This is a genomic window from Microbulbifer salipaludis, from assembly GCF_017303155.1.
GTDB classification, from domain to species: Bacteria; Pseudomonadota; Gammaproteobacteria; order Pseudomonadales; family Cellvibrionaceae; genus Microbulbifer; species Microbulbifer salipaludis.
The window spans coordinates 1109523-1124257 of the sequence record NZ_JAEKJR010000001.1 but is presented as its reverse complement, the minus strand read 5'-3'; the positions used below and the strand labels follow the sequence as shown (position 1 = coordinate 1124257).

The following is a 14735-nucleotide window of genomic DNA, read 5'->3' as shown; positions in this document are numbered from 1 at the left end:
TCGGGTTAGCTATCTAGCCTAGCGATTTGGTCCAGGCCCGGACGGTAACTCGGCCTCGATGATGCGCCGCCGCTCACTCACCAGCGGCATACCCCTTTTCCAGGGCTTGCCAGTTGTCTTCAGAAAAGTGGAACGGCGTATGGCGCCCCTGCAATTTATCTAGGGAGCGGCGCAGGCGCGACACATTGGAGCGCGCCTCCTTGGCGGACAGGGTGTTGCGGATAACCCCTTTATCGAAGTCGATCAGATAGAAATCGCCGCTGCCAGTGAGCAGGATATTACTGGCGTTGAGATCGGCGTGGTACACATTGTTCCGGTGAAAACGTGCAATCAGCTGACCGAGTTTTTCCCAGCTCGCATTGTCCAGCGGGTGCGCGCATAGCACTTCCGTCAGGTTTTTCGAATCGGGCACCCGCTCGGTAATCAGGGCTGCGCGGTAGGCCAGGGGCGGCACACTCACACAGCGGGCGGCAGCCGGACGTGGCACCGGCAGGCCCAGCGCGCGCATTTGCCGCAGCATGTTGAACTCCCGCCATACACGGGTGTTTTCCAGACGGCTGTAGAGATAGGTCTTTTCCACCAGCCGCCCGGCAAGGCCGCCGCGATGGTACTGCTTGAACACCAGCGCCACACCATTGTGCTCAAACATCACCGCCGTGCCCCGCTCTACCGTCGCGCCGCCACTGTTGGCCTCAAGCCAGTCTCGCTGAAAAAGCTTTTCACAGTCGGCGCCGACGAGTGCATCGTCATAGATGACCCGGGCAAGCCCGTTGCTGAATTGCCGATACCCCACCGGAAACCCTCTCGCTACGCTGCACCAATACCTGCGAAGTCAGCGCTTGTTGTTGATCGTTATTGTTTGTGGTTAATTTTTGTTGTCGGCACAGCCACCGACCCGGTTGCCCGCCGTCAGGATCGGGAGAACAACCCCCGCAGCTTGCGCTCCAGGCGATCCAGCAGTTTCAGCCAGCCGGCGCCCTGCATGGGGTCATAGGCCCAGGGCACCTTAACATGGCCGCGCGTGGTCTTCAGGCAGTCTTCTGCCACAGGCAGCCGCGCAGGCTGGGCCGATTTCAAGGCCGCAACCTCCTGCTCGGACATTATCTGTAACGGGTACAAGCCGCAGCGCCGCGACCACTCACCAAAACGCAGCGCCAGGGATTTCTGCTTGCCACGATAGGCCCGCCCATTGGGCAACCACATGGAAAACGGCGCGCGCATACGGGCCATACGACAGAAAAGCTTCGCCGCCTTGCGGTTGTTGACCGACTCACCCACCTCAAACTGCCAGTTCACCTGCCGTAGCCGGCGCGGATCGGCAATCAACAGCGCGGAAAACCAGGTGCCGGTGGAGCGTTTACGCGGGTACCAGAACCAGAAATCGCGCTCCGCATCGAAACGAAAATCCCGGTCTGCTTTCTTCTTCAGGGAGATGCCCCGCACAAACGCCGGAGAAATAAACCCGAGATCCGGCTGTTGCGCAAAACTCTGGCGCAGCGCCTCTATATCCTCATCGGACAGAGGGCGAACCATCTGCGTATCGTCCTGCAGGAAACAGACCAGCTCGTCGTCCGCGGCCATCTCATAGGCGGCCTGCATATTCGCATACAGCCCACCCAGCTTGTGACCGGACTCGGCCGTTTTGTCCACAACCCGGTGCCGCTGACCAATTTCCGCCAGCACCCGCTGCGTATCCGGATCGTCACTGCCATCGTCGATGACGGTCAGTCCGCATTGCGGAGCGCAGGCTTCAATGGAGCGGATACAGTTCTCGAGGAAGGGCCCGCGGTTATAGGAGAAGACAAAAATATGCATTTCCCGGCGTCCGTAAAAATTTGGCGCAGCATACCAGAAGTTGCGCCCTGCCAATGTCTGTCAGTCCGCAGATGTGTGGGCGCCGGGTCACCGTTGCCACTAACATCTTACAGGTGCAGTCACCGGTAAAAACCCCTAGAATGCGCCGTTTTTGTGCCACGGATTCGGAACGGGGTAGCACCTCACAATGCTGACCACGCATTCAGCCAAGGCCGGCCACCCCGAAGCAATCCAAAGCAGCGGTACCCGCTGATACTACTGTGTGATTACATTGGAACCACCCGCCATGAAGCTCTCCGTGATCATGACCACCTACAATTCTCCAGTCTGGCTGGAAAAAGTGTTGTGGGGGTATAGCTGCCAGAGCGAACCGCCTCTGGAAGTCATCGTGGCGGATGACGGCTCCAGCGCGGAAACCGGTGAACTGGTGGCGCGTATGCGCGCCGAAACCGGACTGGACATCCGCCACATCTGGCAAAAAGACGACGGATTCCGCAAGTGTCGGATTCTCAATAAAGCGATCCTGCAAGCCCGCGGCGACTACATCGTGTTCACCGATGGCGACTGCATTCCCCGTGCCGATTTTCTTGCCGTGCACAAACGCCGCGCGGCGCCCGGGTACTTCCTGTCCGGCAGCTACTTCAAACTGCCCATGAGCACCAGCGAATCAATCACTCGCGAAGACATCCTGTCCGGGCGCTGCTTTGACTACGGCTGGCTCAAGGCCAACGGCCTGAAGACCCGCCGCAAGACCCTGAAGCTACGCGCCAGTGAACGCTGGGCGCCCCTGCTGAACCGGCTCACCCCCACCGCCTGCAACCTGAAAGGCTCCAACGCCTCTGCCTGGAAAGCCGATATCCTCAGGGTAAACGGCTTTGACGAGCGCATGGCCTGGGGCGGGCTCGACCGCGAATTTGGCGTGCGCCTGGAAAACGCCGGGGTCAAGCCGCGCCACGTGCGCTTTGACGCCATCTGTATCCACCTGGATCATCCGCGCGGTTACGCCGACCCGGAAATTGTCGCCCGCAACAAAGCCCTGCGTGTGCGCGTTGCCAAGGAAGGTATCGTGGAAACTCCGCACGGCATACGCCAACTGGTTGAAAGTGGCTACGCCCCGAGCGAGCCGGATAGCAACCGGCCGATCACCCCCGACGCCCCTGTATAAGAGTTTCACCAATGAACGCCACTTCCCCCAAGAAACACTGGTCGGACCCGATTGTCAGCCGTTTTCTGCGCCTGGCCGCCAGCGGCTGGGTGCCCGCCTCGCTGTTCCAGAAGCCGCTACCCACAGAGAGCGAGCGCGCAGCACGCACCGGCGTGCTGGATATCGAAGTGGTCAGCCACTGCTGGCAGTACTCCCACTTTCTGATCTACCAGCTGAGCTCGCTGGCGCTCTACCCGCCCACCAAGGCCACGGTCACCATGACCGTGTACTACAACCGTGAAGATACCCGCACCGCAGCGGTACTGGACTTCTTCGGCCGACAGCAGGTGCCGGGGGTGACCTGGAACTGGCGCGAGCTACCCAAGGAATCCCTGTACCGCCGCGCCATCGGGCGCAACGAGGCCGCCCTGGCCACCAAGGCCGACTGGATCTGGTTTACCGACTGCGACCTGATGTTCCGCGAGCACTGCATCGACCGGCTGGCGGAGCTATTGCAGGGCCGTCGCGACAGCCTGGTGTTCCCGTCCCGCGAGCGCATCACCTCGCTGCTCGCTGACAACGACCCCATGCTGAATTTTGACCCGGCAGAGCTGCGCGTTATCGAGATCGATGACACCCGCTTTGTGGAGCAGACACGCGACCGCGCCACCGGGCCGCTGCAGATTGCCCACGGCGACGTCGCCCGCGCCGGCGGCTACTGCGATTGCCTGAGTTACTATCAGAAGCCCGCCGAACGCTGGTGCAAGGCCCACGAGGACCGGGCTTTCCGCTGGCTGCTGGGCACCCAGGGCGTACCGCTGGATATTCCCGGGGTATATCGCATACGCCATGTGAGCAAAGGCCGCTACACCGGCAGCAAGCTCAATACGCAGATTCGCAGCAGCGTACGCAAGGCGACCGATAAGCACTGAGCGCCCGCACAAGCCGCCACAACCAAAAAAGGCCGGCCGCTTTCGCGGCCGGCCTTTTTGCGGTTCATAACCGGGGTTTCAACGTACGTCACAAGGCTCGCATCAGCAGCTCCACCTCGTCCACCGTGCGCGCCAGGGCACCGCTGTTTTGGGCGGCGACCTCTCTCCCACGGGCGCCGGCAGTCTCACGCTTGTGCGCATCGCGCAGCCAGTCACCCACCTGCGCCGCCAGTTGCGCCGCATCGTCACACACCACCAGGCCGCCAGCCTCTTCCATCAGGCCCGAGACGGTACTGAAGTTGTGCAGGTGGGGGCCCGATACCACCGGCACCCCCCAGGCGGCCGGCTCGATCATGTTGTGCCCGCCCACCGGCACCAGGCTACCGCCCACAAACGCCACATCACAGGCGCCATAAAATCGCAGCAGCTCGCCCATGGTATCGCCCAGTAAAACCTGATCTCTGGCACCCGGGGGAACCCGGTCACTGCGGCGCACCACACGCAATCCCTGCTCGCGGCACAGCCGCGCCACGCTGTCGAAACGCACCGGGTGGCGCGGCACAATTACCAGCAGCAGACCGGGAAACTCTTCCTGCAGCGCCGCATAGGCCTTGAGCACAATTTCGTCTTCCCCGGCGTGGGTACTTGCCGCCAGCCACACAGGCCGCCGCTCGGTGCCCCGCCATTGATGGGCCAGCGCCTGTGCCTCACTGATCTGCCCCGAACCAATATGCAGGTCAAACTTGATATTACCTACCGCCACCACCTTGTCCGCGGGCACACCCAGCCGGATGAAGCGCTCGGCATCCGCCGGATACTGGGCCACCACTCTGGTCAGGCGACTTAGCATCTGTCGGCTCAGGCGAGAAAAACGCCCGTACCCCCGGGCCGACTTCTCGCTCAGGCGCCCATTCACCAGAATCACCGGCGTGTTTCGGCGGTCGCAAATGGCCAGCAGGTTGGGCCACAACTCCGTCTCCATACTCACCAGAATACTGGGGCGCAGCGCTGCGAGGAACGGCGACAGGCACTCGGGCAGGTCAAACGGCAGGTAATAATGCAGCAGGCGCCCGTTGAGAATGGGCTCGAGCGCATCGTGCACCCGCTGGGAACCGGTCGGCGTGGTGGTGGTTACCAACCACTGCCAGCCCGGGTGGCGGGCGGCCAGGGACTCGATCAGCGGCACCGCCGCCAGGGTTTCCCCCACGGAGACGGAATGGATCCAGATCAGTGGCGCGCGGCTGGCACGGTCTGGCACCACACCGAAACGCTCACGCCAGCGCCGGCGGGCCCCCGGACGATCGGGCACCAGCCCAAAACGCTCACTCCAGCGTTTGCGATAGGCCGGATCGGCGCGACCACGCCACCACAGATGCAACAGCATCAGCGGCAGGGTAAGCCGGAAAAACCAGGTATAAAGATGGCGCATCAAGATTACAGCGGAAGCCCATACACATTGTCAGAGTGGGGACAAATTCCGTGGACATGCCCCCCGTGTTTGGTAGCATTCTAACCCATCTGCGCGCCACTCTGGTGCGATCCAATTCCCGCAGTGTCAAAACTCTGCTGTAGCCGAGCCAATCTCCCCAATGACCACACCGCCGTTTAGCCCTGCCGGACAAACCTCTACTGCCAGCACCGGTTCCCGCAAGTTCAACCTGCAGCACGGGTGGCAGCCCAACCGCTTGCTGCAGTCTCGTGCATGGCTACCGCTGATCGGCGTACCCGCGCTGTTGACCTATGGATTTTTCGGTATCAGCCTGGATTCCCTGCCGGAAAAAGCCGCGCAGTTGGCGATCCTGTGTGGCCTGTTGATGCTGGCCATTTACGGGCGCCCACAACACGGCGTCTCCCTGCGCCGCTCCGGTATTCTGTGGCTCGCCATCGCCGCCATTGTCGTCGCCCTCATATCCTGGGGCTGCTCCTGGCTGACCCATCCGCAGTGGGCAGAGTCCTCGTTCAAGGTGCACCGACTAACCAACTGGTTTGCCATGATTCCGGTGGCCATCCTGCTGGGCGGCAGCGCAAGAAATGCCGGTGTGCTGTGGCTCGCGGCACTCTGCGGCTTGCTGCTTTCCCCATGGATTTCTGGTGGCGGCTGGCAGGAGTGGCAGCAGGGACTTTCCGGTAACCGTGTCGATTTTGGGCTGCACAACGCGCAGCACACCGCCATGCTGTTCGGCACCGCCGCGCTGGGGCTGCTGGCCTTTGCCACAGATATTTTGCGTAGCCGACGGGGCGGCTGGGTCGTGCGTGCGGTCTGGCTGCTGGCGTTGACCATCTGCATCACCGCACTGCTGCTGACACAAACACGGGGCGTCTGGGCCGGCATGCTGTTCGCGCTGCTGGTGATCGCCTGCGCCGGTGTGGTCGTTGTGCACAAGTATTTCCACAACCATCGCCGCTACCTGCTGGCGGCCACCCTCGCGGTCTGCGGTGCGGCCACTTTGGTGGGCTACTTGAGCATCGGCGACATTGTCAGCCAGCGCCTGGAGGCCGAGCAGAACACCATGCTCCAGGTACAGCAGGGGAACTTCGACAACCTCCCGCTGACCAGCACCGGCATACGTCTCCGCACCTGGGCAGAGGCACTGGACTGGATTGCCGAGCGCCCGCTGGTGGGTTGGGGCGGCAACGGCCGCAGCCTGATTTTCGACCATTCCGAACACCTGCCGCCGGCGATCAAAGAAAACTTTGGCCACCTGCACAACAGCTACCTGGATCTTCTGGTGAACTTTGGCCTGCTGGGGCTGCTTCTGCTCGGCGCACTGGTGTATTGGTTGGTCAGCCGCTGCCTGCGTTACTACCGGGCCGGCCTGATCTCCGGCAGCACCCTGACTTTCTGCCTGTCTTTTACGGTGTTTTTTGCCATCGTCAACCTGTTCGAGTCCTACCTTTTTTACGACAGTGGCCGCTATGTGCTCGCCTTGGTCGGTGGCGGGCTGCTGACCCAGATCTGGGCGGCAAAGCGCCGGCAGGCCGCCGCAAACACTCCGCGCTAGCGGCTGGGAATCGTGTAGGGGAGCGCTTTGCCTTGAAGGTTATTCAATTATTACCGGCACTGAATGCCGGCGGCGTCGAACGCGGCACCCTCGACATGGCCCGTGCGCTGGTGCAACAGGGCCACGAATCCATTGTTATTTCCAGCGGCGGCCGGCTGGTAGAGCAATTGGAAATGGAGGGCAGCCGACACATCACGCTGCCAATTCACAAAAAATCCCTGTCCAGCCTGTTGCAGGTGCGCCCCCTGCGCCAACGGATCCGCGAGCTGCAGCCGGATATCCTGCACGTCCGCTCCCGCGTGCCGGCGTGGATCACCTATCTGGCCTGGAAAAAGCTCGACCCGGCCACGCGCCCTCGTCTGGTGAGCACCGCGCACGGCCTGTATTCGGTCAATCGCTATAGCGCGATCATGGCGCGCACCGAGCAGGTCATTGCCATTTCCGACTGCGTGAAGGACTACCTGCTCACTAGCTACCCGCAGGATCTGTGCGCAGCGCCTGAGGTCATTTTCCGTGGGGTGGATACCCGCGAGTTTTCCCCGCAGGTTCCGGCCCCCGCAGGCTGGCTCGAAAACACCCTGGGGGAGTTTCCCGAATTGCGCGACCGCCGCTGGCTACTGCTGCCAGCGCGCCTGAGCCGCTGGAAAGGCCAGGAAGCCTTTATTGCCCTGATAGCCGAGCTTGCCCGGCAAGGAGAGGAGGTTCAGGGAATCATTCTGGGCGAAGCGGAAAAAAACAAACAGCACTATGCCGAGGAGCTGCACGCGCTGGTGGCAAAGCACGGCATTGCCGGCAGGATCACCTTTACCGGCCACCGCAGCGATATCCGGGAGTGGTACCGGCACGCCGCGCTGGTGTACAACCTGTCACAAAAGCCGGAGCCCTTCGGCCGCACGGTGATTGAAGCGCTGGCCATGCAGGTGCCGGTCATTGGTTATAACGTGGGCGGCCCCGCGGAATCCCTGCGTGCGGGCTTCCCCCAAGGCTTGATTGAAAACGGCGACCGCCAGCAGCTGGTGAGCAAAACACGGGAGCTGCTGCACACTCCAGCCACGCCGCACCTGCCCGCAGCGTTTACCCTGCAGCACCAGGCACAACAGACCCTGGCACTGTACCAGCGCCTGATTGCGCGGAAACCAAACTCGGGAACGGACGTTTGATTGACCTCAGCAACAGCACACCGTTTGCCTCAGGCGGCAACCGCCACTGCTACCACCATCCACACTTCGCCGATCGCTGTGTCAAAGTCATGCGGCCCGGCCGCGTCGCGGAGCTTCGCCAGCGCGCGCCCTGGTACAAAGCCCTGGCCCGCGACAGCCAGTTCGACGATAACGCGCGGGAGCTGGCGGGCTACCAGCAGCGGGTTTTACGCAATGCGCCCGCAGACAGCCCGGTATGGGCCCATCTTCCCCGCTGGTACGGTATGACCGACACCAGCGCCGGACCGGGTGCGGTGTCGGAACTGCTGCTGGACGAACAGGGCACACCGGCGATGACACTGGAAACCCATCTCACCCATTTTGGGCTGGACACCCCTATTCAGGGCGCGCTCGACCGCTTCTCACAATGGCTGCGCGCCACCGGCGTACTGACCAAAAACCTGCTGCCGCACAATCTGGTAGTGGTGACTCGTAAAGGGCAAGCGGAACTCTATCTTGTGGACGGCCTCGGCAGTGCCGCGTTTTTGCCACTACCAGAATATATTTCGGTGTCGCGGAAACGCTATATCGAGCGGCGTATCGAGAAAATGTGGAAGCGTATTCACTGGGAAATTTCCGATCGCAGTATTCCCTGGAAAAAAGCCGAGCGGCTCAAGGGAAACTGATCCGGGCGGCCTTGCACCGCCCTGTCAAAACAATACGTACATTGGGGTCAACAGGCTCAGCGTGAAGGCGTCAACGCCGACAAAAATTCGTGTACCGCAGTCTTCCACTGGGCCGGTCCGCGCGCCAGCTCCGCTGCGCGAGCGGCCATTGCCTGGCGCCCGGGCTCGTCCCCCAGCAACTTCAGGATTGTTGCAGTGACGTCCGCCAGGTCCGCACCATTGCACAGGGCTCCGTTGCTCCCCTCGGCCACCGCGTCTACCGCGCCACCGTCGCGCCCCGCCAACACCGGCACGCCGTACCAGTTGGCCTCGCGATAGACGATACCGAACCCTTCTACCGAACTGCCCTCACGCCGTACCGGCATCACAAACAGGTCGCTGCAGTCGTACAGCGCCGCTTTTTGCGCATCATCCACCATCCCCAGAAAATGCACACAGTCCAGCACCCCCTGTTCGCGGGCCAGATGCTCCAGGCGGGTGCGATCGTCGCCTCCACCGGCAACCAGATAGATGACTCCCGGGTAGGCCTGACGGATCGCCGGCAGTGCGCGGATCACCATATCCACGCCCTTGCGCGGTTCCAGGCGCGCCACTGTGGTGAGCACCGGTGACGCGCCCCCTACCCGGGCGCGTAGCTCCGCCTGCATTGTTTCCAGCACCGGAGGTTGTGGTCCGATGGGTGGGTTGATCACTATCAACCGGGTTTTGCCCCGCAGATAGGGCGCAACCTGATCCGCGGTGTACGAGGAGTTGGCAATCACCGTATCGGCACAGCGCAGCGCATGACGGATTCGCGCGGCCTTGCGCGCGGATGGATGAGCCGGGAACTCCATGCCGTGGGCGAGCACCGCCAACGGCACAGGCAACGCCCCCAACTTTTCTGCGCTCTTCCAGGAGTCCGCATACACCCCGGTGACAGCCGGAGCCGTGTTCCCCGACGCCTCGCCAGCCCGAATGGCCGCGCGTATCGCCGCCGCCTTGCGCCAGCGCCGCCATGGCTTCCAGCCAGCGAAGCGATGGACGTCGTAGCTGCACGAGCGGGACGACACCTGCGTGCGCGCCTGATCCGCATAGACGGCCACCGGCTGGCCAGTGGCACTCAGCGTATCCGCAAGGCCGCCCATCAGCCCCTCGATGCCACCGCGGTCCGGGGGAAAGCACTGTGTGGCAATCAAAATCACTGCGCCGCCCCCGGCAAGGCGACCTGTGCTGCGGCCCACCCGCTGCGCCGCAGCAGCGCCTGCGCACACAGGACTTCCTGCGCCAGTGGTTTGCGTAGTGCGGGAGTGTGCGGCACCGCGCCGGGCACCTCTTCTGCGATGCGGTCCGTCACCAGCCCCTCGTCCAGCAGCCGGTCCAGCGCCGAGCGGATCTTGTTGCGCGGATGGCGGCTTGGCATGGGAATCACGCCCACGGGTGCCCGGCTTTGCAGCGCCTCAAAGATCATCGACACGCTGTCACCGGTCACCCAGATTTCTCCGGCGCGCGCCATCTGCTCTGCCAGCCAGCCCTCGGGGCACGCCTGCCAGGCATGCAGCTCGATGCCATTGCCGGCACACTGTGCCAGGGTATCCGGGGGCGTGCGGCGGCTGTCTGATACGATCCAGCGACGGGGCCGCAGCAGTAGCCTGCTGGTCACGGCGGACACCTTCGCCGCATCCCAGTGAAAATGCTTGCTGGGCCCGCCCAGCAACAGCAGGGCGCGATCAGGCTCGGGGGGAAGATCGGGAAGCGGCTCTGCCAGCGCACCGCGGGTAAGAATTACGTTTTGCAGCGGTGGCGGCCGGTCGTGCTCGGGAATAACCGCAAAGTCGAACCACGCCAGGGGCAGGGAGGGCTGCATGATCACCACGCTGCGACCGCCGAACAAGCTACGCGCCCGCACCACCGGCCAATGAGTGCGGTGACCGGCACCCAGGATGAAATCAGGTATCGGCAGCTGCGCCAGTGATGGCGGGGCCTTGCGCCACAACGGCAAGCGCACCTCGTCGCAGTTCAGGTCACAGCACACCAGCTGGTCCGCACCCAGCACGGCGCGCAGCCCACTCACCAGTGCCGCGCTCTGCTTCTCGTGGGCGCGGTTGCCATCCATAAATCGCCAGATTGTCAGCAATGCGCTTGCCTCATACTGCCATCCCGTGGTCACCGGTAGAAACCACGCATGCTACCGCAGGCGCCATATGGAATGAAGGGAGCGCGCGCCGCGACGCCGCCCCGGCCCCGCCAAAACTGGGACCTGGCGCAATTGAACCGCAAGGGTCGGGCAGTATAATGCCCGGCACCGAGAAGCCATGTGACAAACCACGTGACAAACCATGTGGCAAACGATGTGGCAAACTATGCCGCAAACGATTCCATAAACGATGCCGCGACCGCTGGTGCCACCTCCCCTATGCGTATTCTTCACGTCGATAATCACCAGCACCGCAAGTACGGCTACATCCGGGTCAGCTGGGCGCTCAAGCTCTACACGGGCCTGATCCGTGCCGGCCACAATGTGCTGGCCTTCAGCGATCGCGACGTGGCCCGCTTCGAAGCCCCACTGGGTATCCGCGAACTGGGCAAAAAGAAGACCAATCGCCGGCTGCTGCAGACAGTGGATGCGTTTCAGCCGGAGCTGATCGTGTTCGGCCACTGCGACCTGATTGAAAACGACACCTTTGCCGAAATCCGCCGCCGGCATCCGAATATCCTGCTCGCGGCCTGCAATAACGATCCGCTGTTCGTACCCCGCAATGCGGCGAACATCGAAAAGCGCTGCGCTATTGCCGACGCCATGTTCGTATCCACCGGCCCCAACGAACTCCAACGATTTGCCGGCAACCGCGCCCGGCTTTGGCATATGCCGAACCCGGTGGACCCCAGCGTGGAACACGCCGATGTGAGCGCGATCGCCGGCGATGACCCGGCACTGGAGGCCGACCTGCTATTCTGCAGTAACTCCCGCCAGCATACCGAGCGCGGGCAGCTGGTCTCCCAGCTGCGCGAGCAGTTGCCGCAAGACTTCCGCTTTCACACCCCCGGGCTCTTCGACCAGCCCACCCTGTGGGGGCTGGATTACGAACGCAAGCTGGCGCGCAGTAAAATGGGCCTGAACCTGAACCGACAGGAGGGCTTCCAGTGGTATTCTTCCGCCCGTATTGCGCAGCTGGCAGGCAATGGCCTGCTGGTCTTCACCCATGCGGCGGCGGGGTTTGACGATATCTTCCCGCCGGAGAGCCTGGCTTACTTCGATAGCGAAGACACACTGCAGCGCCAGTTGCTGGCATTTCACCAGGACGACGCCAGGCGCCGCCATTGGGCCGCAAATTGCAGAGCCTTCTTTCACCGGGAAATGAACAACACGCTGTTTGCCCAGTACATTGTGGAAGCGACAACGGATTCGAAATTCAGCCACGACTATGTCTGGATGCGGTGATCAGGCGACACATCACATCCACCTGACGGTGCTGCAGACTAATTGACGTCCCCCGCGTGCTGAGCCCACCTGACGAGGTATCGGGCACGGTAACGGGCCAATGGACAATAAAGGAATTGGAGAACGATTATGAATGTAACGGTTTTTGGCACCGGTTATGTGGGGCTGGTACAGGCGGCGGTACTGGCGGAAGCCGGCCACCGGGTTACCTGTATCGATATCGATGAAAACAAGATTGAACGCCTGAAACAGGGGCATATCCCCATTTTTGAGCCCGGGCTGGAGCCGCTGGTCAAACGCAACAATGAATCCGGCAACCTGACCTTCTCCACCAGCGCCGCCGAAGGTGTCGCCCATGGCGAGCTTATTTTCATCGCCGTAGGCACTCCGCCGGATGAAGACGGTTCCGCCGACCTGCGCTATGTACTCACTGTGGCCCGCACCATTGCCGAGCACATGGACGGCAAAAAATACATCATCAACAAATCCACGGTTCCAGTGGGCACGGCGGACAAGGTGCGCGAGGAAGTCACCCGCACCCTGCAGGAGCGCAATGCCCTGAACCTGGAGTTTGATGTGATCTCCAACCCGGAATTCCTCAAGGAAGGCTCGGCGGTGGCAGACTGCATGAAGCCCGACCGCATTATTATCGGCACCTCCGAGAATGCATCCGAGCAGAAGATGCGCCAGCTGTACGCGCCCTTCAACCGCAACCACGACAAAGTGATCGTGATGGATGTGCGCAGTGCCGAGCTGGCCAAGTACGCGGCCAACTGTATGCTCGCCACCAAGATCAGCTTTATGAACGAGATGGCGGTGATCGCCGACCGGGTGGGTGCGGATATCGAATCCGTGCGCCAGGGCATCGGCTCCGACCCGCGCATCGGCTACCACTTTATCTACCCGGGAATCGGCTACGGTGGTTCCTGTTTTCCGAAAGATGTGCAGGCCCTGAAAACCACCGCCACCCAGCTCGGCCTTGACCCGAAAGTGCTGAATGCGGTGGAGGAGCGCAACCACAAGCAGAAGCACTACCTGCTGGAAAAAATCATCGCGCGTTACGGCCAGGACCTCTCCGGCAAGACCTTCGCCCTGTGGGGATTGTCGTTCAAGCCCAACACCGACGATATGCGCGAGGCGCCGAGCCGTGTGCTGATGGAGAACCTGTGGGAGATGGGCGCCAAGGTCAGAGCCTTTGACCCGGAAGCGATGCAGGAATGCGAGCGCATTTACGGCAACCGCGACGAGCTACAGCTGTGCGGCACCCGCGACAGCGCCCTCTCCGGCGCCGACGCCCTGGTGATTGCCACCGAATGGCAGCAGTTCAAATCCCTCGACTACCAGACCGTGCGCGGCAGCCTGTCCGAGCCGGTCGTGTTCGATGGCCGCAACCTGTACCACCCGCTGGATATGGCAGAGGCCGGGTTTGATTACTACTGCGTGGGGCGTCCGCAGGTAGCCAACAACGGCTAATACTTCCCAAGCGCCAAGCATCGGGGCTCGGAGTCTTGCCCGGTGGCGGCGCCGCTACCGGGTATAGCTTTGCAAGACACGAGCTAGGCGCCCCCCGTTAACCCATCCATGGGGCTCTGCACCGCCATCCATGGCGGTGAAGGTCTTGCAAAGCTATACCCGGTATCGGCGCCTTCCCATCCAAATTCAATGCACTAGCAACTGTCTGCATTTATCTCAGCAGCTTGTACAAATCGTAATGCTGGAACACGTCGCGTATTTTGCAGTCGTTGCCGCCGCGCTTGCGCCAGTTTTCTTTTCTCAACGCCGAACCCTGGCTGCCCGCCAGCGACAGAAATCTTGTGGTCCAGTCGCGGGAATCCAGTATCGGCGCACAAGGTGTGCCCTGCTTCAGGCTCATGGCCTTGAGCCAGATATCGTCTGCGTTGGGGCACAGGCGCATGAACTTCTCGGCATCAAAGGCATCCGGATGCAAGGCACCCGGGAAATAAAGTACGCCACCCACGCCGGTCGGAAACACCAGCGGTGACGGGTATTCGTCATCCTCGCTCCAGCGCCGGCCCGAGTCCCAGCTATCGTAGGGCTTCAACTTGCCCTGCCCGTCCAGGCGCATTTTATGGGCGCGGTGGCAGTGGATCGCATCCGGCGCCCGCAGGTAGGCGCGGTACAGCTGGTCGATCATATCCGGTGGGTAAAGCGTGTCGTCATCCACGGTGATGATCAGGCTCTCGGGGAAGCGCTCAAACGCATAGCAGTATTTCTTGTAGGGCCCGAAGTCTTCATCCACGAAGAACACCTGCAAGCCCCGCTGCTTCTGCCGTTCGAGGCTCTCCGGCAGGATGCGGTCGGGGAAATTTCTGGTGGACAGCCACAACACCACCGCGTCCGCCTTCACCCACTGCTGAAACAGGCTTTCCACCGCGTACACCACATCGTGGATCCGGCGATCAAACGAGGTCAGGGACACAACGATATTGTGCGCCTTGTCGTTACCCACACCCATCTCGCGACTGGTCAACGCCTGCTGCTGCAGCAACTGCATGCGCAGGATCGACTCCAGCTTGCGGTTGTTGACCGCGTCGTGTTTGCGCAGGCGCTTCTTCATAAAATAGGAAAACATTCGACA

Annotated in this window: 13 protein-coding genes; 7 read left to right on the top strand and 6 right to left on the bottom strand. The window is 62.0% G+C overall.

What is annotated here, in order from left to right; translation table 11 throughout:
• Window positions 1-73: 73 nt before the first annotated feature.
• Window positions 74-793: a 3-deoxy-D-manno-octulosonic acid kinase gene (locus JF535_RS04680; RefSeq protein ID WP_206999587.1), complete on the bottom strand. Its 720-nt coding sequence runs from the start codon at window positions 791-793 to the stop codon at window positions 74-76.
• Between the two features lie 116 nt (window positions 794-909).
• A complete protein-coding gene (locus JF535_RS04675) occupies window positions 910-1815 on the bottom strand; it encodes a glycosyltransferase family A protein (protein ID WP_206999585.1) in 906 nt (301 codons plus the stop codon).
• A gap of 286 nt (window positions 1816-2101) precedes the next feature.
• Between JF535_RS04675 and JF535_RS04670 the strand changes: the two genes are divergently transcribed.
• Together JF535_RS04670 and JF535_RS04665 are read left to right on the top strand one after the other, a co-directional pair.
• On the top strand, window positions 2102-2980 hold the full coding sequence (locus JF535_RS04670) for a glycosyltransferase family 2 protein (protein ID WP_206999583.1): 879 nt from the start codon (window positions 2102-2104) through the stop codon (window positions 2978-2980).
• 11 nt (window positions 2981-2991) lie between these two features.
• A complete protein-coding gene (locus JF535_RS04665; RefSeq protein ID WP_206999581.1) occupies window positions 2992-3891 on the top strand; it encodes a glycosyltransferase in 900 nt (299 codons plus the stop codon).
• Between the two features lie 88 nt (window positions 3892-3979).
• On the opposite strand, the gene waaA is transcribed toward JF535_RS04665, so the two are convergent.
• Complete coding sequence (gene waaA / locus JF535_RS04660; RefSeq protein WP_206999579.1) at window positions 3980-5320, bottom strand: lipid IV(A) 3-deoxy-D-manno-octulosonic acid transferase; 1341 nt, start codon at window positions 5318-5320, stop codon at window positions 3980-3982.
• A gap of 160 nt (window positions 5321-5480) precedes the next feature.
• On the opposite strand from waaA, the gene JF535_RS04655 reads away from it, so the two are divergent.
• From JF535_RS04655 to JF535_RS04645, 3 genes are read left to right on the top strand one after another with little or no spacing between them, the layout of a single operon-like run.
• Complete coding sequence (locus JF535_RS04655) at window positions 5481-6893, top strand: O-antigen ligase family protein (RefSeq protein WP_206999577.1); 1413 nt, start codon at window positions 5481-5483, stop codon at window positions 6891-6893.
• A 32-nt stretch (window positions 6894-6925) separates the two neighbouring features.
• Window positions 6926-8053 carry a glycosyltransferase family 4 protein gene (locus tag JF535_RS04650; RefSeq protein WP_206999575.1) on the top strand — a complete coding sequence of 376 codons (1128 nt, stop codon included), beginning with the start codon at window positions 6926-6928 and terminating at the stop codon, window positions 8051-8053.
• Window positions 8050-8718, top strand: coding sequence for a YrbL family protein (locus JF535_RS04645; protein ID WP_206999573.1), 669 nt, complete (start codon window positions 8050-8052; stop codon window positions 8716-8718). The genes JF535_RS04650 and JF535_RS04645 overlap by 4 nt, the downstream gene beginning before the upstream one ends.
• A 56-nt stretch (window positions 8719-8774) precedes the next feature.
• Here the strand turns inward: JF535_RS04645 and JF535_RS04640 are convergent, their stop codons facing one another.
• Together JF535_RS04640 and JF535_RS04635 are read right to left on the bottom strand one after the other, a co-directional pair.
• A complete protein-coding gene (locus JF535_RS04640) occupies window positions 8775-9899 on the bottom strand; it encodes a glycosyltransferase (RefSeq protein WP_206999571.1) in 1125 nt (374 codons plus the stop codon).
• On the bottom strand, window positions 9896-10831 hold the full coding sequence (locus JF535_RS04635; protein WP_206999569.1) for an ELM1/GtrOC1 family putative glycosyltransferase: 936 nt from the start codon (window positions 10829-10831) through the stop codon (window positions 9896-9898). Before JF535_RS04635 ends, JF535_RS04640 begins: the two co-directional genes overlap by 4 nt.
• A gap of 279 nt (window positions 10832-11110) precedes the next feature.
• Between JF535_RS04635 and JF535_RS04630 the strand changes: the two genes are divergently transcribed.
• Complete coding sequence (locus tag JF535_RS04630; RefSeq protein WP_206999567.1) at window positions 11111-12136, top strand: glycosyltransferase family protein; 1026 nt, start codon at window positions 11111-11113, stop codon at window positions 12134-12136.
• A 129-nt stretch (window positions 12137-12265) separates the two neighbouring features.
• Window positions 12266-13609 carry a UDP-glucose dehydrogenase family protein gene (locus JF535_RS04625; RefSeq protein ID WP_206999565.1) on the top strand — a complete coding sequence of 448 codons (1344 nt, stop codon included), beginning with the start codon at window positions 12266-12268 and terminating at the stop codon, window positions 13607-13609.
• 211 nt (window positions 13610-13820) lie between these two features.
• Here JF535_RS04625 and JF535_RS04620 read toward each other — a convergent pair whose 3' ends face one another.
• Window positions 13821-14729 carry a hypothetical protein gene (locus tag JF535_RS04620; RefSeq protein ID WP_206999563.1) on the bottom strand — a complete coding sequence of 303 codons (909 nt, stop codon included), beginning with the start codon at window positions 14727-14729 and terminating at the stop codon, window positions 13821-13823.
• Window positions 14730-14735: the final 6 nt, after the last annotated feature.